The organism is Sphingomonas sp. Leaf23 (genome assembly GCF_001421585.1).
Classification (GTDB): Bacteria; Pseudomonadota; Alphaproteobacteria; order Sphingomonadales; family Sphingomonadaceae; genus Sphingomonas.
Map to the genome: position 1 here is coordinate 22,022 of NZ_LMKR01000001.1, position 19,377 is coordinate 41,398.

Sequence of the window (19,377 nt, forward strand, 5' to 3'; positions counted from 1 at the left end):
TTCGTTCGCCACCAACCGTCATTCCGGCGAAAGCCGGAATCCATGGACACGGGCCGATTCGATGGAGCCGCAACGATTGCCTATCCATGGATCCCGGCCTGCGCCGTGCTGACGTTCGACCTATTGGAGATTGAAGCGTGACCGACCCCCTCAACATCGTCGTCCTCATGGGCGGCTGGTCGTCGGAACGCGAAGTCTCGCTGATGTCCGGCGCAGGCGTAGCGACCGCGCTCGAATCGCTCGGCCACCGCGTCACCCGCATCGACATGGACCGCAACATCGCCGCGCGCCTGACCGAGGCGAAGCCCGACCTCGTGTTCAACGCACTCCACGGATCACCGGGCGAAGACGGCACGGTGCAGGGCATGATGGACCTGATGGGGTTGCGCTACACCCATAGCGGCCTCGCCACCTCGGTCATCGCGATCGACAAGGTGCTGACCAAGCACGCGCTCGTTCCCGCCGGCGTGCCCATGCCCGGCGGCCGCATCGTCAAGACCGCCGAACTCTACGAGCGCGATCCGCTCCCGCGCCCCTATGTCCTGAAACCCGTAAGCGAAGGATCGTCGGTCGGCGTCGCCATCGTCACCGACGACAGCAACTATGGCAACCCGATCGCGCAAGCGTCGAAGGGGCCGTGGGCCGAGTTCGACGAACTCCTCGCCGAACCCTTCATCCGCGGCCGCGAGCTGACCACCGCCGTGCTCGGCGACCGCGCGCTGGGCGTGACCGAACTCAAGCCCAAGAGCGGCTTCTACGATTACGACAGCAAATATACCGACGGCATGACCGAACATGTCTGCCCGGCCGACATTCCCGACGACATCGCGCAGGCGTGCATGGCGTACGCGGTCACCGCGCACCGCGTGCTGGGGTGCAAGGGCGCGTCGCGCACCGATTTCCGCTGGGACGACCATCTGGGCATCGACGGCCTGTTCGTCCTCGAAACCAATACCCAGCCCGGCATGACCCCCTTGAGCCTGGTCCCCGAACAGGCGCGCCATGTCGGCATGAGCTACGAACAACTCGTCGGCTGGATCGTGGAAGAGGCGATGCGATGACCCAGACCGGCAAGCGCGTCGTCCAGACCCGCACCGTCAAGCCCAAGCGTCGCGTCCAGGCAAAGCGCGCGGTGCGCGCTTCGGTGCTCGACCAGGCCGTCGCCGCGCTCCCCGGCGGGGCGGCCACCGCGCGCCGCATCGTCGGCTGGAGCCTGACCGCCGGGGCAGGGGCCATTGCGCTGGCGCTCGCCAACTGGTTCGGCCTGTTCGGCGCGATCGGTGTCGCGGCGGCCGAAGCAGTCGGCGCGGCGGGTTTCCGCGTCGAACAGATCGAGGTGACCGGCCTCAAGCGGATGGACGCGACCTCGGTCTATGCCGTCGCGCTCGACCAGCGGTCGCGGGCGATGCCGCTGGTCGATCTCGACGCCACGCGGCAGAAGCTGCTCGACTATGGCTGGATCGCCGATGCCCGCGTCTCGCGCCGCTTGCCCGATACGCTGGTCGTCGATGTGGTCGAACGCGACCCCGCCGCCGTCTGGCAGAACAAGGGCCAGCTGATGCTGATCGACGAGGGCGGCGTGCTGCTCGACGGCGTACAGCCCAACAAGATGCCGCGCCTGCCGCTGGTCATCGGCGATGGCGCCAACGCGCAGGAACCGGCCTATCGCAAGCTAATGGCCGCCGCGCCCGCGCTGAAACCGGTGGTGAAGGCGGCGGTATGGGTCGGCAATCGTCGCTGGGACATCCTGTTCCAGACCGGCGAGCGGCTGGTCCTGCCCGAAGGCGACAAGGAATCGGCGCGCGCGCTGGTGAAGTTCGCGCAGCTCGACGGGACGCTCGGCCTGCTGGGCAAGGGCTATGACCGGTTCGACCTGCGCGATCCGACCAAGCTAGTCGTGCGGATGAAACATGCGACACCGGATAACGGCGATGACGGCACTGAACAGGGCAATGCCGCGTCGACCGCGAAACCGGTCGATGGCGACTGACAAGGGGGCAGGGACATGGCGAAGGTAGCACCGGAAGGGATCATCACCGCGCTCGACATCGGTACGTCGAAGGTCTCCGCGCTGATCGCGAAGCCGGGGGAGGGCGGCGAACTGACCGTACTCGGCACCGGCCAGCGCGAGAGCCGCGGCGTCAAGCGCGGCTATATCGCCGACATGAAGGCGACCGAGACGGCGGTACGCGAGGCGGTGGAGCAGGCCGAACGCATCGCCGGTTTCAATATCGAGGATGTGTGGGTCAGCTTTTCGGCTGGCGGGCTGGTGTCCGACATCGTCAAGCTGGAGGTCGATCTGGGCGGCCACCGCGTCGAACAGTCGGATATCGACGCGCTGCTGAAGGCCGGTCGCAACGCGATCGATCCGGGCCAGCGGATGGTGCTGCACGCGCAGCCGATGCGCTACACGCTCGACGGTCTCGGCGGCGTGAAGGAGCCGAAGGGCCTGCACGCCGATCGCCTCGGCGTCGAAATCCATGTCGTCGCCACCGAAGGGTCGCCGGTGCGCAACCTCGACCTGTGCGTCCGCTCGGCACATCTCGAAACCAAGTCGATCGTCGCCGCGCCCGTCGCTACCGGCCTTGCCTGCCTGTCCGAGGAAGAACGCGAACTGGGTGTCGCGCTGGTCGAAATCGGCGCGGGGATCACCAATGTCTCGGTCTTTGCCAATGGCGTGCTGACCGGCCTCGCCTCGATCGCGATGGGGGCCAGCGACATTACCGACGACGTGGCGTCGGCCTTCGGCACAAACCGCGCGCAGGCCGAGCGGCTGAAATGCTTCTACGGATCGGCCAACATGTCCCCGCGCGACAATCACGACATGATCGACGTCGCCCCCGTCCGCGCGGACGAGGATGCGGAGGGCACGCGCATCACCCGCGCGCAGCTGATCTCGGTCATCCGCCAGCGGCTCGACCGGCTGGTCGCCGAAATCTCCAAGGAACTCCGCCGGTTGAACTTCGACGATCCCGTTGGGCGACAGGTCGTGCTGACCGGCGGCGGGGCCGAGCTGAAGGGCATCGCCGACTATGCGCAGCAGGCGCTGGGCCGGCCGGTGCGTGTCGGCCGCGCACGCGGGCTGGTCGCGCTGCCCGATGCACATTCGGGGCCGGGATTCGCGACGCTCGCCGGGCTGGCCATGTTCGCCGCATCGAACCCGGTCGATCTGCGCGCGTTGCAGCCGACCCAGCAAATGGTGTCGCGCCCCAGCACGGGGGCACTGTTCCAGCGTCTGTTGACCGCATTTCGCGCCAACTATTGACGATTTATTACCATCGGGCCGGGTGGAGGGGCTAGGATCGTCCTTCGGCTTGATGCACAACCGCCTATCGAATTTTGTGCCCGGTGCCGGCCGGGACAGGGAGACCGAGTATGAGCATCGAATTTCTGGCACCCGACGTCGACGAGCTGACCCCGCGCATCACCGTGATCGGCGTCGGCGGGGCCGGCGGCAACGCGATCGCGAACATGATCCGTGCCGAGGTGCAGGGGGTCGAGTTCCTCGTCGCGAACACCGACGCGCAGGCGCTGAAGCAGTCGGAAGCGCCGCAGCGCATCCAGCTGGGCGCAAAGATCACGCAGGGGCTGGGTGCCGGCAGCCGCCCCGAAATCGGTCGCGCCGCGGCCGAGGAAACGATCGAGCAGGTGCAGAAGTCGCTTGAGGGCGCGCACATGTGCTTCATCGCCGCCGGCATGGGCGGCGGCACCGGCACCGGCGCCGCTCCCGTGATCGCCAAGGCCGCGCGCGAGATGGGCATCCTGACCGTTGGCGTCGTGACCCGTCCGTTCGCGTTCGAGGGCAAGCGCCGCGCGAAGTCGGCCGAGGCCGGCATCGAGGAACTGCAGAAGTATGTCGATACGCTGATCGTCATCCCGAACCAGAACCTGTTCCTGATCGCGAACGCCAACACGACCTTCAAGCAAGCCTTTGAAATGGCGGATGAAGTGTTGCAGCAGGGCGTGCGCGGCATCACCGACCTGATGGTCATGCCCGGCCTCATCAACCTCGACTTTGCCGACGTGCGGTCGGTGATGCAGGAAATGGGCAAGGCGATGATGGGCACCGGCGAGGCCGAGGGCGACAACCGCGCCATCGAAGCCGCCCAGCAGGCGATCGCCAACCCGCTGCTCGACGGCGTGTCGCTGAACGGCGCCAAGGGCGTGATCGTGTCGATCACCGGCGGCGACGACATGCGCCTGCTCGAAGTCGACGAAGCCGCGAACCACATCCGCGAACTGGTCGACGACGACGCCAACATCATCTGGGGTTCGGCGTTCAATTCCGAGCTGGAAGGCAAGATCCGCGTGTCGGTCGTCGCAACCGGCATCGAGGACGAAGCCCCGTCGCAGGCCGCGCCGCAGCCGGCACAGGCCGAACCTACCCGCGCCTTCTCGTTCAACGCGCCGCGCCGTGCCGCCGCACCTGCGCCCGCGCCGGTCGCGCCGAGCGGTGCCGCTGCCGAGCATCTGGAAGAAGCGCCCGCGCCGCAGCCGATGGACCGCTTCCCGCAGGGCGCAAGCCAGCCGTCGGCATCGGAGCGGATGGTACCGCACTCGACTTACGACACGCCCGCCACGGCGGCGCAGGACGAGGACGAACTGGTGCTGGGTGCCGAACAGGCCGCCGCCCCGATCCCCGCACCGACCCCGGCCAGCGACTTCGGCGCATCGTCGAACGACGGCCGCCGCCGCTGGCTGACCCCGGACGCCCCGGTCGAGGCCCCGCGCGAAGAAGCGGCCCCGGCGCGCAAGCCCGGCGGCACGCTGTTCGAACGCATGGCCAATGCCGGTCGCGCGCCCGCACGCGGCACCGACGATGCCAAGGAACCGCTGGACATCCCGCGCTTCCTGCACCGCCAGAACAACCAGTAAGCGGTACGCACCCCCTTCTTGCTTTGCAGGGAGTGGGGCGTTCGCTGGATAACAGAGGGCGTTAAAGCGCCGGGCCATCCAACTCCGTAGGAGGCCATCGTCGGCCGCCCCACACGAAACGTCACCCCGGGCTTGACCCGGGGTCCCGCTTCTTCTGCTGTTTTGGCAGTTCAGGAAAGCGGGACCCCGGATCAAGTCCGGGGTGACGAGTATGGGGAGGGGGAGTTACCACCACCATCCGCGCCATGTCCCGACAGGCGGAACCCGCGCAAACCACTTTCCTACACCCCGGCATCCTGCCAGCCTGCCGCTTCCCATCACTTGACACCATCATGGCCGCCCAGGCCAACCGCCACACGACACACAAAACGCGCACGAGTGTGAACTTTGTGAACTTTGGCCACCGCAGGCTCGCTTCATCGTCACCACCACTCGCTTCACCGCCGGATCGCGGTCCCGAACATTCCCCGTTCAGCCGTCCCATGGTTAAGCGGGCAGGCCCATGACCCAGCTCCCCACGCTCCGCGCCATCGCCCTGCTGCTCGCCACCGCCGCGCCCTTGCCCGCGCTGGCCCAGCCCGGCGCGATCGTGCAGCCGCTGACGCCCAATGCCGACCGGCTGTCGGAACAGATGCGCATCCTCGGCCGCAGCCCGAATGATGTGTCGGCGCTGGTCGAGGCGGGGCGGTTGTCGGGCAAGCTCGGTGACACCGATGCGGCGATGCAGTTCCTCGCCCGCGCCGAACGGGCGTCGCCGAATGACCCACGGATTCGCGCCGCGCGCGGCGTTGCACTGGTGGCGATGGAACGGCCGGGCGAGGCGCTGGCCATGTTCGCCTCGGCCGAGCGGGCCGGGGTATCGATGACGCCCTATCTCGCCGACCGCGGCCTCGCCTACGACCTGCTCGGCCGCGGCTCGCTGGCGCAGGCGGACTATCGGCAGGCACTGCGTATGGGCGAGGATGACGAGGTAATCCGCCGTCTCGCCCTGTCGCTCGGCATCGACGGCAACGTGGCCGAATCGACGACGGTGCTGAACCCGTTGCTGCAAAAGGGCGACCGCGCGGCGTGGCGGGTGCGCGCCTTCGTCCTTGCCATGTCGGGCGATGCCGCCGGCGCGGACAAGATCACCGCGAGCATGCTGCCCGGCTTCTCGGCCAGCCTCTCGCCCTTCTTCCGCCGCCTGCCGCAGCTGGCCGGGGCCGACCGCGCCTTTGCGGTCCATTATGGTCGCCTCGCGCCGACGCCCGAGCGGCTGGCCGATGCACGTCTCGCCCCGGCGCTGCCCGCTCCGGTGCGCACCGCGCCACCGGTCGCGCTGGCGTCGGCCGCGCCGGTGGCGTCCGCCGCCACGGCACGTACCGCAACCCGCACGCCGACCTATGCTGAACGCCGGGCCGAACGGCAGCGCGCGGCACAGGCCGCCCAACTCGCCCAGGCCGAAGCCACCCGCCGCGCCGCCGACCTGCAGGCGCAGCAGCTTGCGCAGGCCCGGGCCGACGAAGTCGCGCGCCGCACCGCGCTGGCCCAGCGGCAGCAGCTCGCCGCGCAACAGGCCGAACAGGCCCGCATCGCAGAAGCGACCCGCGTCGAGGCGCAGCGCGTCGCCGCGCGGCAGGCCGAGGAACGCCGCGTCGCTGCTGAGGCGCTCGCCGCCCGCGACCGCGCCGAACAGGCCGCGCGCGCACCGGTACAGGTCGCCGCCGCCCCGGTCCCGGTCACCATCGTCGACCGCCCGGCGGAACCGACCCCGGCCGCTCCGGTCGAGGTAGCCAGCGCTCCTCCGGTGGCACCGCCCGCTGCAACGCCCGCCGCCTCCAGCGCCGCCGCGACCGTCGCCGCCCGCGCGCCGTCCAACGACGACGTACTGGCCCGGATCATTCGCAACCTCGACATCCCGGCATCCGAACTGGGCGTCGGCCCGCCGCCGGCCCCCGTCGCGGTGCCGGCCAGCAGCACGACGCTCGCCGCCGATGCCGAAGCTGCCCGCCGCGCTGCGCAGGCGCGCGAAGCCGCCGACCGCGCGGCAGAGGCGGCCGAAGCGAAGAAGCTCGCCGCCGCCCGCGCCGCCACCGCCAAGAAAGCCGCCGAAGCCAAGCGCATCGCCGACGAGAAGAAGGCAGGGGCCGCCGAGGTCGCCCGCCTCGCCCAGATCAAGCGCGCCGACCCCGAACGCCACTGGGTCCAGATCGCCGGCGGCGCGAACGTCGCCGGCCTCCCCGCCGCCTGGGGTGTCATGGCCGCGAAGGCCCCAGCGCTGAAGGGGCGGCAAGCGTGGACCACGCCGCTGCGCGCGACCAACCGCCTGCTGACCGGCCCGTTCAAGAGCGATGCCGAGGCGCAGGACTTCGTGAACACGCTGCGCAAATCGGGGGTGCAGGCGTTCGCCTTCACCAGCGAAGCGGGGCAGAAGGTCGCACGGGTGCCCGTCAAGTGAGGGCATCCTATGCCGCCGACCCGCAGGCGCATGGCGGGCGGCTCCACCCTGAACCGGGCGATGCGACGCGCGGCCCCCGCGACGCGTTCCAGCGCGACCGCGACCGGATCATCCACTCGATCAGCTTCCGCCGGCTGCGCCACAAGACGCAGGTCTTCATGGCGCCCGATGGCGACCATTTCCGCGTTCGGCTGACCCACAGCCTGGAGGTCGCGCAGATCGGCCGCGCGGTCGCCCGCACGCTGGGGCTGAACGAGGATCTGACTGAGGCACTGTGCCTGGCCCACGATATCGGCCACCCTCCCTTCGGCCATGCCGGTGAGGACGCGCTGGAAGCGGCGATGGCCGCGCACGGCGGCTTCGACCATAATGGCCAGACGCTGCGCACGCTGACCGTCCTTGACAGCCCGTACCCGCGCTGGCGGGGGCTGAACCTGACATGGGACACGCTGGAGGGACTGGCCAAACATAACGGCCCGATCCCGACGCCCGGCTGGGCATTGGCGGCGGCGGATGCCGCGCACGGCCTGCGGCTGAACGAATGGCCCTCGCTGGAGGCGCAGATCGCGGCGATCGCCGACGACATCGCCTATGACAATCACGATATCGACGACGGCTTGCGCGCCGGGCTGCTGACGCTCGACCAGCTGCTGGAGGTGCCGTTCGTGGCCGCCGGATGGGACGCGGTGCGCGCGCGCTTTCCCGATGTGCCGGCCGATCGGCTGGTCGGCGAGCTTACCCGGTCGCAGATCGGATCGATGGTCAACGACCTGATCGCCGAAACGCAGCGACGCGTGGCGGCAGCGGGCGTCGAAACCGTCGCCGACGTCCGTGCAGCGGGCCAGTGCCTCGCCCATTTCTCGGCCGAAATGGCGGAGGCGGAGCGGACGCTGAAGCGCTTCATGTACGCCAATCTCTACCACCATCCGCGCCAGCTGGCAGCGGCGGCGATGGCGGAGACGGTCGTTGCCGGCCTGTTCGCGGCCTATCACGCTGATCCGGCGGCGATGCACGACGGCTGGCGCGCGACGCTGCCGGAGGCGGAGCCGGAGCGCAGCCGCCACATCGCCGACTATATCGGCGGCATGACCGACCGGTTCGCGGTGCGTTGCTACCGGGAGGTGGTCGGACCGATCGACCTGCCCGACGGATTCTAGGCCGACTGGCAAACTCCTGCGACAATCGGGGCGTCTAGTCGCCTGCGACGAGCAGCAGTGGAGTCGTGGCCGATGGCGCTGGCGGAGATTGCATGGAACCGGTTCGGGCTGGGCGCGCGCGGCGACGCGCAGCCGCCTGCGGACCCGAAACGCTGGCTGACCGACCAGTTCGCCCGCTGGGCTCCGCGCCCGGCGGCGCTGGCGGGCGTCGCAACGACCGCCGTTGCGGGACAGGCGGTGGCGCAGGCGCAGGCCGAGCTGCGCATGGTCCGCCAGGAACGCCGCGCGACCCAGGCAACGGCCAAGCCCGACGAAATGCCGATGGCGGCGGACCCGCCCGACAACCGCGCGGCGCAGATCCGCCGCGGCGTTCGCCAATTCTACCTCGACGGCGTGGCCGCGCGCACGGCGGCGGCGGTCGCCAGCGACACGCCGTTCGTCGAACGGCTCACCCATTTCTGGTCGAACCATTTCGCGGTGTCGGCGGACAAGCTGGAGGTCACCGGCCTTGCCGCCGCGTTCGAATTCGACGCGATCCGTCCGCACGTACTGGGCAGCTTCCACGACCTGCTGATCGCGGTCGAACATCACCCGGCGATGCTGCTCTATCTTGATCAGGCGCAGTCGGTCGGCCCCGACAGCCCGTTCGGCCAGCGGAGGGTGGGCGGTCGTGTCGGCCTGAACGAAAATCTGGCGCGCGAGATTTTGGAGCTCCACACGCTGGGCGTCCGCACCGGCTATGCGCAGGGCGACGTCACCGAACTTGCCCGTGCGCTGACCGGCTGGACGGTGGTGGGGCTGGGCAGGGGCGGGGCGCGCGCCGTGCCGGGCCAACCGGGCGAGGCGGTGTTCGCGCCCGCGCTGCACCAGCCCGGCGGGCGTCGCCTGTTGGGGAAGGACTATGCCGAGGGCGGCGCCGAGCAGTCGGCAGCGGTGCTTGCCGACCTCGCGGTCCATCCCGCGACCGCGAAGCATGTCGCGACCAAGCTGGTCCGCCATTTCATCGCCGATGATCCGCCCCCCGCCGCCGTCACGCGGGTCGAGCGGGCGTTCCTGTCGTCGCACGGCGACCTGCCGACCGTCTACCGCGCGCTGATCGCCGCGCCGGAGGCCTGGGCGCCCGGCACGCCCAAATTCCGTACGCCATGGGACTGGACCGTCGCGGCGCTGCGCGCGATCGATGCACCGGCGACCGAGGGTCGGGGGCTGGTCAACCTGTTCGCCCAGCTCGGCCAGCCGATCTGGCGACCGGGCCAGCCGATCGGGTTCGACGACATCGCCGCCAGCTGGGCAGGGCCCGACGCGCTGATGCGCCGGATCGAGGCGGCGGAGCGGCTCGCCGGGCGATTGCGCGAGCCACCCGATCCGCGCGCATTGGCGGCGCGGCTGTTCCCTGACAGCCTTGCCCCCACCACCGCGACGGCCATCGCCCGCGCCGAAAGCCCGGCACAGGGCCTCGCGCTGCTGTTCGTCGCACCCCAGTTCCTGCGGAGATAAGCCATGACCGACCGGCGACATTTCCTGATCGGCGGGGCCGCGGTCCTGTCCGCCGCCTTTGCCCCGCGACTCGCCTATGCCCGCGCCGTGACCGACCGGCGCTTCGTGTTCATCATCCAGCGTGGCGCTGCGGACGGCCTCGCCATGGTCATGCCGACCGGCGATCCCGGCTTCGCACCCGTGCGCGGGGCATGGGCGGAGGATGCGGCGGCGGCGCGCAAGCTGGATGCGATGTTCGCGCTCCATCCCGCGCTCACCGGCATGGCCGGGCTGTACGATGGCGGTCAGGCGCTGTTCGCCCATGCCGTCGCCTCGCCCTATCGCGATCGGTCGCATTTCGACGGGCAGAATGTCCTCGAAACCGGCGGTGCGGCGGCCTACGCCGTGCGCGACGGCTGGCTTAACCGGCTGCTGACCCTGCTTCCGCGCGAAGAAGCGCGCGCCATCGCCGTCGCTGCTACGGTTCCGCTGGCGCTGCGCGGGGGGCGGGAGGTCGCGTCCTACGCCCCCTCCGCGCTACCGGATGCGTCGGGCGACCTGATGGGGCGGGTGACGCAGCTTTATGCCGAGGACCCGCAGCTCCACGCGCTCTGGGCACAGGCGATGCAGACCCGGCAACTGGCGCAGGAGGCGGGCACCGACGCCGGGCGCGATGCCGCCGCCACTGGCGCGCTGGCGGCACGGCTGCTTGCCCCGGCGGACGGCGCGCGGATCGCGATGATCGAAACCGGCGGCTGGGACACCCATGCCGGACAGCGCGGGCGGCTGAACACGCAGCTGAAGGCGCTCGACGCGATGGTCGGTGCGCTCAAGACCGGCCTCGGCACGGCATGGGACCAGACGCTGGTGCTGGTCGCGACCGAGTTCGGCCGTACCGCGCGGATCAACGGGACCGGCGGCACCGACCATGGCACTGCGACGGCAACGATGCTGCTGGGCGGCACGGTGCTGGGCAAGCGGGTCGTCGCCGACTGGCCGGGCCTGACGAAGCTCTATGAGGATCGCGACCTGACACCCACGACCGATCTCGACGCGCTGATCGCCGGGGCGGTTGCGGGCCATTTCGGGATCGATCCGGCACGGACGATGGCGACACTATTTCCGGGCAGCATGGGCCGGCGTCCGGTTGCGGGACTGATCCGGGCGTGATCCTTTGCAGGGGCGGCGGTATCGGCTAAGCGGCGCGTTTGGATCAACCGACCGGAACCGCCATGACGCTGTACCCCCGTTTCTTCGCCCATCTCGACCGCGCGCTCGACACGCTCGTCGCCCGTGGCGACCTGCCGGCGGGGCTGGAGCGACGCGCGATCACGGTCGAACCGCCGCGCGACACGACGCATGGCGACCTGTCGACCAATGCCGCGATGGTGCTGGCGAAGCCCGCGAAGACCAATCCGCGCGTGCTGGCCGAATTGCTGGTCGCCGAACTCGCCGGTCTGCCCGAAGTGGCGAGCGCATCGGTCGCCGGCCCCGGCTTCATCAACCTGACGCTGACCGACGATACCTGGCGGGGCGAGCTGACCGCGATCGCCGATGCCGGCGACGCCTATGGCCGGTCGCAGGTCGGCGCGGGGCAGGTGGTGAACATCGAATATGTCTCGGCCAACCCCACGGGGCCCATGCATATGGGGCATTGCCGGGGCGCAGTGGTCGGTGATGCGCTCGCCAGCCTGCTGGAATGGAACGGCGCGCGCGTCATCCGCGAATATTATGTTAACGATGCCGGCGGGCAGGTCGCCGTCCTCGCCCGCTCGGCGCACCTGCGCTACCGCGAGGCGCTGGGCGAAACGATCAACATTCCAGAGGGGCTGTATCCCGGCGACTATCTTATTGAAGTCGGCGAAGCGCTTAAGGAAGACTTTGGAGATCGGTACTTAAACTTGCCGGAGAGTGAGTGGCTTGACGTCTTCCGCAAGCGCACAGTCGAATACATGCTTATCCTCATTCGTGCGGATTTGAAACTGCTGGGCATCCATCACGACGTCTTCTCGTCGGAAGCCGAATTGCAGGCAGCGGGCAAGCCCGAAGCGGCCGAGGCATGGCTGCGCGCGCGCGACCTGATCTATGACGGCGTGCTCGAAGCGCCGAAGGGCGAATTGCCCGACGACTGGGAACCAGTCGAACTGCCGCTGTTCCGCTCGACGAAGTTCGGCGACGATCAGGACCGCCCGATCCGGAAGTCGGACGGCAGCTGGACCTATTTCGGCGCCGACCTCGCCTATCATTTCCAGAAGGCGCAGGGGGCCGACCAGCTGATCGACATCTGGGGCGCGGACCATGCCGGCACCGTCAAACGGATCGTCGCGGCGGTGCAGGCGCTGACCGAAGGCAAGACGCGTTTCGACGTGAAGCTGGTGCAGATGGTGCGCCTGCTGCGCGGCGGCGAACCGGTCAAGATGTCGAAGCGCGCGGGCAATTTCGTGACGCTGGCCGACGTGGTGAACGAAGTCGGCAAGGATGTCGTCCGCTTCACCATGCTGACGCGCAAGGCCGATGCGCAGATGGATTTCGACTTCGCCAAGGTGGTCGAGGCGTCGAAGGACAATCCGGTCTTCTACGTCCAATACGCCCATGCCCGCGTCCATTCGCTGGTCCGCCGCGCCGCAGAGGCCGGGATTGCCGAGGACGCGAACGCCGATCTGTCCCGTCTCGATACGGTCGAGCTGGCGCTGGTGAAGCGCGCGGCGCAGTTCCCGCGCGTCGTCGAAAGCGCGGCGGCGGCACGCGAGCCGCATCGGATCGCCTTTTATCTCTATGACTTGGCTGCGGAGTTTCACGCTGCGTGGAACCTTGGCAACGATGATCCGTCCCGCCGGTACCTTCAGGCCGACGACGCTGCGCTGACGCAAGCACGGCTTTTCCTCGCCCGCGCGATCGGGCAGATTATCCGCAACGGCCTGGCCATCATGGGGGTCGAGGCGGTCGAGGAGATGAAGTGATGGCGGACATGATCGCATCCGGCGATCCCGACCACGAACGCCTGCCCTGGCTGGAAAGCGCGGAGCCGGAACCCGAACCCGCGCGTCCGATCTGGCGCACGGTGCTGATCGTGCTGATCGGGCTGCTGATGGTCGCCACGATCGCCTTTGCCTTGCTGCGGCAACGCGGTGCGCCGACCGCCAGCGGCACGGGCGACCTGATCGCTGCGCCCGAAGGGCCGTACAAGACCCGCCCGCAGGAAGCCGACGGGATGCAGGTGACCGGCGACAGCGACACCGCCATCGCCACCAGCGAAGGGGCGACCGGCGGCAATGCCTCGGTCAACCTCAACGCCGTGCCCGAAGCTCCGGTGCAGGGACGCGCCGCCGCGCCGACTGCCGGCCCGACCAGCAGCGGAACGGGACGGGTGGCCACCGCCGTGCCGACCACCTCGACCAAGCTGGAGGCGCGCGCACCGGCCGCTGCCCAGCGGGTCGAAACCGCGCCGGGGGCCGGCGGGTCGGTCGTGCAGCTTGGCTCGTTCCCCAGCGAAGCCGTGGCGAATACCGCGTGGAACCAGCTGTCGCGCCGCTTCGCTTATCTCGCCCCCTTGGGCAAATCGGTGCAAGCGGCGGAGGTGAAGGGCAAGACCGTCTATCGGCTGCGCGTAAATACCGGCAGCGCGAACCAGGCATCGGACCTGTGCGGGAAACTCAAATTGGCTGGAGAGAATTGCTTCATAGCCCGGTGACATACCCCGGTTGCCGCGGTCCGAAGCCTGCGGTAGCCGTCACCCCATGAAGCCCGTTATCTTCGGCCTGTCCGGCCCGACCCTGACCCCGGACGAAATCGCCCTGTTCCGCGCCGCCGATCCGCTCGGCTACATCCTGATGGGGCGCAACTGCGTCGACCGCGATCAGATGCGCGCGCTGACCGACGCGCTTCGCGATCTTTCGGGGCGGGCCGATCTGCCGATCCTGATCGATCAGGAGGGCGGGCGCGTCGCGCGGATGAAGCCGCCGGTCTGGCCGGCCTTTCCGGCACCCTCCGCCTTCGCCGCGCTCTACGATCGCGCGCCGTCCTCGGCCATCGCGGCTGCCAAGGCCAATGGGCAGGCGCTGGGCGTCATGCTGGCGGAGGTCGGCGTGACCGTCGATGCGACGCCGCTGCTCGACGTGGCGCAAGCCGATATGACCGGCGCGATCGGCGACCGCAGCTTCGGCGCGGACCCGATGCAGGTCGCAGCACTTGGCCGCGCCACGCTCGACGGGCTGGCGGCGGCGGGCATCGTCGGCATCGTCAAGCATATGCCGGGCCATGGTCGCGCGACCGTCGACAGCCACCTCGAACTACCGTGCGTGTCCGCCCCTGCCGACGCGCTGGAACAGGACATCGCCCCGTTCGCCACGCTGGCGTCCGCACCGATGGCGATGACCGCGCATGTCGTGTTCGAGGCATGGGATGCGGAGCACCCGGCCACGCTGTCGCCGACCGTCATTCGCGATGTGATTCGCGGCCGGATCGGCTTCGACGGGCTGTTGATGACCGACGATATCGACATGAAGGCGCTGAGCGGCGCCCCGGCGGACAAGGCGGCGGCGGCGATCGCGGCGGGGTGCGACGTGGTGCTCGACTGCTGGGCACGGCTGGATGAGATGACGGCGATCGCGGATCGACTGGAGGAGATCGCCCCGGTGTCACGCGCACGGCTCGACCGGGCGATGGCCGGGATCGGCTCGGCCGGCGCGATGGAAATCGCCGACCTCATCGCCACGCGGGACCGTCTGCTGGCCATCGCCTGATGCGATAACCGCTTCTTAACGCGCCGGACCTATCCTCATGGCGCGGAAGGACCGGACGATGCTGCCGACAGAGCCACTGCAACTCCACCATAGCTGGCCGATCATCGAGCGCGGTGTGCGCCTCGCACACGGGGTGCTCGATATAGGTCGTGGCGCCGCGACGATCGGCGATGGCCCGTTTTCCTGCGACCTGATCGATGGCAAATTGTCGTGGTCCGCCGCGACCTTCGCGCTGTTCGGCTTGCCGGCCGGCACCGTACCGACCCGCGGCCGGGTGCTGCCGATGTACCGCACCGACTCGCGCTCGGCGCTGGAGCGGCTGCGCGCCCACGCCATCCGCCACCGCCGCGGCTTCACGATCGATACCGAAGTCGACGCCCCCGGCCAGCCGCTGCGCTGGATTCGCATCGTCGCGGTGCCGGAGGTCGAGGGCGGCCGCGCGGTGCGGCTGCGCGGGCTGCATCAGGACGTAACGCACGAATATCGGTGACGGATCGCCCTGCCGCCCGGTAGGGTCGCGGCCATGGATGGCGACGCGCCGGTATTTACGATCGAACTGGACGGGTGGGAAGGGCCGCTCGACCTGCTGCTGGCGCTCGCGCGAACGCAGAAGGTTGATCTGCGCCGCATCTCGATCCTCGCGCTCGTCGAACAATATCTGCGCTGGATCGACCGGGCGGCGGCGCTGCGGCTCGAACTGGCGGCCGACTGGCTGGTGATGGCCGCGTGGCTCGCCTATCTGAAATCAGCGCTGCTGCTGCCGCACGAACCGGACATGGACCCTGATCCGGAGGAGATGGCGCTACGGCTGCAGCTTCGCCTGGAACGGTTGGATGCAATGCGCGAGGCCGGGGCACGGCTGATGGCGCGCGACCGCATCGGCCGGGATGTGTTCCTGCGCGGTGACCCGGAGGGGCTGAACATCGTGCGCAAGGCGCGGTGGGATGCCGGGCTGTACGATCTCATCGAAGCCTATGGCCGGGTCAGCGCGCGTACCCGCCCGGTGCTGCACGTCGTCGCCACCCGCCCGGTGATGACGCTGGACGTCGCGATCGAACGGGTGGAGGCGATGCTCGGCACACGGATCGACTGGACCTCGATCGCGGCGTTCCTGCCCGCCGATGCGGACGAGCGCTATCGCCGCTCCGCACTCGCCTCGACCTTTCTCGCGACCCTCGAACTCGCGCGACAGGGGCGGGTGGCGATCCGGCAGGATGCGCCGTTCGGGCCGATCGACGTGCGGAGGATCGCATGACCGATCCGTTCGTCCGCGCGGTGGAGGCCGTGCTGTTCGCCAGCGAAACGCCGATGACGGTTCCGATGATCGCCGCCTATGTCGGCGATGGCGACGTGCGCGCGGCACTGGCAACGATCGAGGCGGACCATGCAGGCCGCGGCTTTGGCCTTGTCCGGCGGGGCGAGCATTGGCATTTCGAAACCGCGCCCGACCTTGCCCATTTCCTGCGTCGCGACCGTGACGAATCGCGCCGCCTGTCGCGCGCCGCGATCGAGACGCTGGCGATCATCGCCTATCACGAACCGGCGACCCGCGCGGACATCGAATCGATCCGGGGGGTGCAGATATCGAAAGGGACGATCGATGTGCTGCTCGCGGCCGGCTGGGTCCGCCCGGCGGGACGGCGCGAGGTTCCGGGGCGTCCGCTACAGTACACAACGACGCAGGCGTTTCTGGACCATTTTGGCCTCAATACCCGCCGTGACCTGCCGGGAATCGAGGATTTGCGCGCGGCGGGGCTGCTCGACCCAATCGACGATGCCTTTGCAAGCGTGCTGGAAAGCGGCGACGATAGCGACTAAGTGAGCGGCAACGATATGTTTCGCTTGGAGTGTGGACGATGGGTGGTCTTAGCATTTGGCACTGGCTTATCGTCGGCGTCGCCATCTTGCTGCTGTTCGGCAAGGGTCGTTTTTCCGACATGATGGGCGACGTGGCCAAGGGACTGAAGAGCTTCAAGAAGGGCATGGCCGAGGACGATGATGTTCCCCCGCCGCCGGCGCGCCCGCGCGAACGGCTGGAACAGCGCCCGCTCGACAGCGCCTACGACCATGATCTGCCGCCGCGCGATCCGGTGCATCGCGATCCCGTTCGCGACGACCGCCCGCACGGCGACCGCTGACCTTTTGTTCCCTGGCGGGCCATGTGCCCGCCTGACCCCGAGCGCCGATGTTCGATATCGCTCCCACCGAATTGATGGTCGTCGCGCTCGTCGCGCTGGTCGTCATCGGTCCCAAGGATTTGCCAAAAGCCATGCGCATCGTCGGCCTGTGGGTCGGCAAGGCGCGCGGCGTGGCGCGCCAGTTCCGCTCCGGCTTCGACACGATGGTGCGCGAGGCCGAACTGGCGGAAATGGAAAAGAAATGGGCCGAGGAAAACGCCCGGATCATGCGCGAGCATCCGACCGATGCGCCCGCCGCAGTGCATCCGGTCGACGCACCATCGCCGCCGCCGCCCGTGCATCCGGTCGACGCGCCTTCGCCACCGCCGCCGGTGCATGACCCGGCACCGCAAGACGATGCGCCTGCGCCGGTGATGGTCGAACGGCCCGAACTGCGCGAGGCACCCGGCGATCAACCGCCCGCCGCCGATGGCAAGGCCCCGTCATGAACGATATCGACGACAGCCAGGCCCCGTTGCTCGATCACCTGATCGAACTGCGCCGCCGCCTGCTCTATTCCGCGCTGGCGGTTGCCGTCTGCTTCGGGGTCTGCTTCTATTTCTCGCACCAGATTCTGACGTTCCTGGTCAAGCCGCTGCTGGCGGCGGGACAGACGAAGCTGATCTTCACCCAGATTTTCGAGGCGTTCTTCGTCCAGATCAAGGTCGCGTTCTTCGCGGCGATGATGCTGTCCTTCCCGGTGATCGCCAACCAGCTGTGGCAATTCGTAGCGCCGGGGCTGTACCGCAACGAAAAGCGCGCGCTGTTCCCGTTCCTGATGGCGACGCCAGTGCTGTTCATCGCCGGTGCCGCGCTTGCCTATTACGTGACCATCCCGGTCGCGCTGCACTTCCTGCTCGGCTACCAGGGCAATCTGGGCGGCGTGCAGCAGGAGGCGTTGCCTTCGGTCGAGGCGTATCTGTCGTTCGTAATGCAGTTCCTGTTCGCGTTCGGGCTGGCATTCCTGCTGCCGGTGCTGCTGATGCTGCTGGAGCTGGCGGGGATCGTCACCCGCAAGCAGCTGGTCGGTGCGCGGCGCTATGCGATCGTCGGGGCGTTCGCGATCGCCGCCGTTGCGACGCCGCCCGATATCGGATCGCAGTTCCTGCTCGCGGTGCCGCTGATCCTGCTCTACGAATTGGCGCTGATCGCGATCTGGTTCACCGAGAAGCGCCGGGCGAGGCAGGACTCGACGGCGACTGAGGAAGAGGCGGCCTGACCGCCAGCCTTCTCACTGCCGAATGAAAAAGGGCGGCCCGGACATGATCCGGGCCGCCCTTTTCTTTGCCGGGTAACCGGCGGATGCGGTTACTTGCTATCCTTCGCGGCGCCCGCGACGGCATTGCCCGCCGAAGACACGTCCTTGCCGACGCCCTCGACGGTGTTGCAGGCGCTGATGGAAAGGGCGCCGGCGACGACGGCGAGGCTCAGGATCTTACGCATGTTCTTCTCCGGTATTTCGCGGGGCGTGCCCGCTTCCGGGAGAGGAATGTCCGACGAAAATATTCGTTCCGGAACGGCAATGGAATAGGCACCAAAAAAGCGACCCGCCGGTGTTAGCCGACGGGTCGCTTAGGTAAAAACCAGTATATGGGCCCGGTGGCGCTACCGGGGGGGGGAGGGTTTACGCCGACCGGGCCCTTTTAGCGGATAGCGAGAGCGGGGGGGCATAAATTCGCTATCCGAAGGTGATAACGGCAAGCCCTATCCTTGGTTCCGGCTGTCCGGCGTCTTTTTTTGGAAAAGAACGTCAGCTCGGAAACGCGCCGCACTTCTTGGTCTGCCAGATACCCTTGCGCCAGCATTTCGTGTTTTCGAACTGGTACAGGCGCACCGGGCGCATATACGTGATCTGGCGGGTGAACTGCTGTTCGCCATACGCCACCAGCGAGTTGCGCAGCTTGCGCATCCGCAATTCGGCGAATTCGCCCAGGTAGCCGCGCGGCACGAACAGTGCTTCCTGTCCGATCTCGTTCGCCGCCTGGCAGAAGCCGAGCTGTGCCGACACGGTCGAGAAGCTCGAATAGACGCGTGTGCCGAACTGGTCGAGCGCGGTCTGCCCGGCCTTCAGCGATCCGGTCGTCCGGTCGAAATACTTGTCGAGCGCGGCGTAGCTGTCCTTCAGCTCGTCGGCATGGTTGAAGAGCAGGGCGTTGTAGTTGTCGAGCGTCAGCATCGTCGGCTCGAACTGGCACTGCAGCGCAGCGACGTTCAGCGCCGAGCGCAGGTTCCACAGCACGGCGGCGCGCAGTTCCGCCGGGGTTGCACCCGGAAGCGCCTGCGACGTGATGCCGGGCTCTTCCCCCGTGACGCGCGGGCCTTCCATGTCGAAGGGCTTGAAGAAAAATTGGGCCGACGCGGGGGATGCCGCGACGGTCAGGGCGGCGGCAGCGGCCAGGACCAGGGTACGCACTACGCTCATCTCTTCCTTTCACGGCGCGACGGCGCCAGGGCAGGCAGCGATGGTTAAGGCGTTTTTGACGGGGACCCAAGCCCCATCTTGCATCCGTCGC

19 protein-coding genes are annotated in these 19,377 nt (G+C 68.6%); 17 read left to right on the forward strand and 2 right to left on the reverse strand.

Annotated elements, in window-relative coordinates:
• The first annotated feature begins 137 nt into the window (after window positions 1-137).
• From ASE67_RS00110 to tatC, 17 genes are all read left to right on the forward strand, one after another.
• Window positions 138-1,061 carry a D-alanine--D-alanine ligase gene (locus ASE67_RS00110; protein WP_268795337.1) on the forward strand — a complete coding sequence of 308 codons (924 nt, stop codon included), beginning with the start codon at window positions 138-140 and terminating at the stop codon, window positions 1,059-1,061.
• Complete coding sequence (locus ASE67_RS00115; protein WP_055755656.1) at window positions 1,058-1,990, forward strand: cell division protein FtsQ/DivIB; 933 nt, start codon at window positions 1,058-1,060, stop codon at window positions 1,988-1,990. The genes ASE67_RS00110 and ASE67_RS00115 overlap by 4 nt, the downstream gene beginning before the upstream one ends.
• A 15-nt stretch (window positions 1,991-2,005) precedes the next feature.
• Entirely contained in the window at window positions 2,006-3,265 is a 1,260-nt protein-coding gene (gene ftsA / locus ASE67_RS00120; protein WP_055755658.1) for a cell division protein FtsA, read from the forward strand.
• 110 nt (window positions 3,266-3,375) lie between these two features.
• Window positions 3,376-4,875: a cell division protein FtsZ gene (gene ftsZ, locus ASE67_RS00125; protein WP_055755660.1), complete on the forward strand. Its 1,500-nt coding sequence runs from the start codon at window positions 3,376-3,378 to the stop codon at window positions 4,873-4,875.
• Between the two features lie 502 nt (window positions 4,876-5,377).
• On the forward strand, window positions 5,378-7,312 hold the full coding sequence (locus tag ASE67_RS00130) for an SPOR domain-containing protein (protein ID WP_055755662.1): 1,935 nt from the start codon (window positions 5,378-5,380) through the stop codon (window positions 7,310-7,312).
• Window positions 7,309-8,469, forward strand: a complete 1,161-nt coding sequence (locus tag ASE67_RS00135) for a deoxyguanosinetriphosphate triphosphohydrolase (RefSeq protein WP_055755664.1) — start codon at window positions 7,309-7,311, stop codon at window positions 8,467-8,469. The genes ASE67_RS00130 and ASE67_RS00135 overlap by 4 nt, the downstream gene beginning before the upstream one ends.
• 57 nt (window positions 8,470-8,526) lie before the next feature.
• Window positions 8,527-9,966, forward strand: a complete 1,440-nt coding sequence (locus tag ASE67_RS00140; RefSeq protein ID WP_327196649.1) for a DUF1800 domain-containing protein — start codon at window positions 8,527-8,529, stop codon at window positions 9,964-9,966.
• 3 nt (window positions 9,967-9,969) lie between these two features.
• A complete protein-coding gene (locus tag ASE67_RS00145) occupies window positions 9,970-11,115 on the forward strand; it encodes a DUF1501 domain-containing protein (RefSeq protein ID WP_055755666.1) in 1,146 nt (381 codons plus the stop codon).
• A 62-nt stretch (window positions 11,116-11,177) separates the two neighbouring features.
• Window positions 11,178-12,905 (forward strand): arginine--tRNA ligase, encoded by a 1,728-nt coding sequence (gene argS, locus ASE67_RS00150; protein WP_055755669.1) that lies wholly within the window; start codon window positions 11,178-11,180, stop codon window positions 12,903-12,905.
• The gene (locus ASE67_RS00155; protein WP_055755671.1) at window positions 12,905-13,636 is read left to right on the forward strand and encodes an SPOR domain-containing protein; all 732 of its coding nucleotides are present in this window, start codon (window positions 12,905-12,907) and stop codon (window positions 13,634-13,636) included. The genes argS and ASE67_RS00155 overlap by 1 nt, the downstream gene beginning before the upstream one ends.
• 46 nt (window positions 13,637-13,682) lie before the next feature.
• Window positions 13,683-14,687, forward strand: coding sequence for a beta-N-acetylhexosaminidase (nagZ, locus tag ASE67_RS00160; protein WP_055755673.1), 1,005 nt, complete (start codon window positions 13,683-13,685; stop codon window positions 14,685-14,687).
• Window positions 14,688-14,745: 58 nt separating this feature from the next.
• On the forward strand, window positions 14,746-15,177 hold the full coding sequence (locus tag ASE67_RS00165; RefSeq protein ID WP_235511729.1) for a hypothetical protein: 432 nt from the start codon (window positions 14,746-14,748) through the stop codon (window positions 15,175-15,177).
• Between the two features lie 33 nt (window positions 15,178-15,210).
• Window positions 15,211-15,942: a segregation and condensation protein A gene (locus tag ASE67_RS00170; protein ID WP_055755677.1), complete on the forward strand. Its 732-nt coding sequence runs from the start codon at window positions 15,211-15,213 to the stop codon at window positions 15,940-15,942.
• The gene (scpB, locus tag ASE67_RS00175) at window positions 15,939-16,505 is read left to right on the forward strand and encodes an SMC-Scp complex subunit ScpB (protein WP_055755679.1); all 567 of its coding nucleotides are present in this window, start codon (window positions 15,939-15,941) and stop codon (window positions 16,503-16,505) included. The genes ASE67_RS00170 and scpB overlap by 4 nt, the downstream gene beginning before the upstream one ends.
• A 38-nt stretch (window positions 16,506-16,543) precedes the next feature.
• Complete coding sequence (locus ASE67_RS00180) at window positions 16,544-16,825, forward strand: twin-arginine translocase TatA/TatE family subunit (protein ID WP_055755681.1); 282 nt, start codon at window positions 16,544-16,546, stop codon at window positions 16,823-16,825.
• 47 nt (window positions 16,826-16,872) lie between these two features.
• The gene (gene tatB, locus ASE67_RS00185; RefSeq protein WP_055755683.1) at window positions 16,873-17,313 is read left to right on the forward strand and encodes a Sec-independent protein translocase protein TatB; all 441 of its coding nucleotides are present in this window, start codon (window positions 16,873-16,875) and stop codon (window positions 17,311-17,313) included.
• A complete protein-coding gene (tatC, locus tag ASE67_RS00190; RefSeq protein ID WP_055755685.1) occupies window positions 17,310-18,083 on the forward strand; it encodes a twin-arginine translocase subunit TatC in 774 nt (257 codons plus the stop codon). The genes tatB and tatC overlap by 4 nt, the downstream gene beginning before the upstream one ends.
• A gap of 89 nt (window positions 18,084-18,172) precedes the next feature.
• On the opposite strand, the gene ASE67_RS00195 is transcribed toward tatC, so the two are convergent.
• Window positions 18,173-18,307, reverse strand: coding sequence for an entericidin A/B family lipoprotein (locus ASE67_RS00195; RefSeq protein WP_055755687.1), 135 nt, complete (start codon window positions 18,305-18,307; stop codon window positions 18,173-18,175).
• Window positions 18,308-18,614: 307 nt separating this feature from the next.
• Complete coding sequence (locus ASE67_RS00200; protein WP_055755689.1) at window positions 18,615-19,286, reverse strand: hypothetical protein; 672 nt, start codon at window positions 19,284-19,286, stop codon at window positions 18,615-18,617.
• Between the last annotated feature and the right edge of the window lie 91 nt (window positions 19,287-19,377).

Coding starts and splice junctions, on each gene's coding strand:
- scpB (WP_055755679.1), top strand. CDS start 15,939: ATGACCGATCCGTTCGTCCGCGCGGTGGAGGCCGTGCTGTTCGCCAGC.
- ASE67_RS00130 (WP_055755662.1), top strand. CDS start 5,378: ATGACCCAGCTCCCCACGCTCCGCGCCATCGCCCTGCTGCTCGCCACC.
- ASE67_RS00155 (WP_055755671.1), top strand. CDS start 12,905: ATGGCGGACATGATCGCATCCGGCGATCCCGACCACGAACGCCTGCCC.
- ftsA (WP_055755658.1), top strand. CDS start 2,006: ATGGCGAAGGTAGCACCGGAAGGGATCATCACCGCGCTCGACATCGGT.
- ASE67_RS00170 (WP_055755677.1), top strand. CDS start 15,211: ATGGATGGCGACGCGCCGGTATTTACGATCGAACTGGACGGGTGGGAA.
- ASE67_RS00180 (WP_055755681.1), top strand. CDS start 16,544: ATGGGTGGTCTTAGCATTTGGCACTGGCTTATCGTCGGCGTCGCCATC.
- argS (WP_055755669.1), top strand. CDS start 11,178: ATGACGCTGTACCCCCGTTTCTTCGCCCATCTCGACCGCGCGCTCGAC.
- ASE67_RS00145 (WP_055755666.1), top strand. CDS start 9,970: ATGACCGACCGGCGACATTTCCTGATCGGCGGGGCCGCGGTCCTGTCC.
- tatB (WP_055755683.1), top strand. CDS start 16,873: ATGTTCGATATCGCTCCCACCGAATTGATGGTCGTCGCGCTCGTCGCG.
- nagZ (WP_055755673.1), top strand. CDS start 13,683: ATGAAGCCCGTTATCTTCGGCCTGTCCGGCCCGACCCTGACCCCGGAC.
- ASE67_RS00115 (WP_055755656.1), top strand. CDS start 1,058: ATGACCCAGACCGGCAAGCGCGTCGTCCAGACCCGCACCGTCAAGCCC.
- ASE67_RS00195 (WP_055755687.1), bottom strand. CDS start 18,307: ATGCGTAAGATCCTGAGCCTCGCCGTCGTCGCCGGCGCCCTTTCCATC.
- ftsZ (WP_055755660.1), top strand. CDS start 3,376: ATGAGCATCGAATTTCTGGCACCCGACGTCGACGAGCTGACCCCGCGC.
- ASE67_RS00165 (WP_235511729.1), top strand. CDS start 14,746: ATGCTGCCGACAGAGCCACTGCAACTCCACCATAGCTGGCCGATCATC.
- ASE67_RS00200 (WP_055755689.1), bottom strand. CDS start 19,286: ATGAGCGTAGTGCGTACCCTGGTCCTGGCCGCTGCCGCCGCCCTGACC.
- tatC (WP_055755685.1), top strand. CDS start 17,310: ATGAACGATATCGACGACAGCCAGGCCCCGTTGCTCGATCACCTGATC.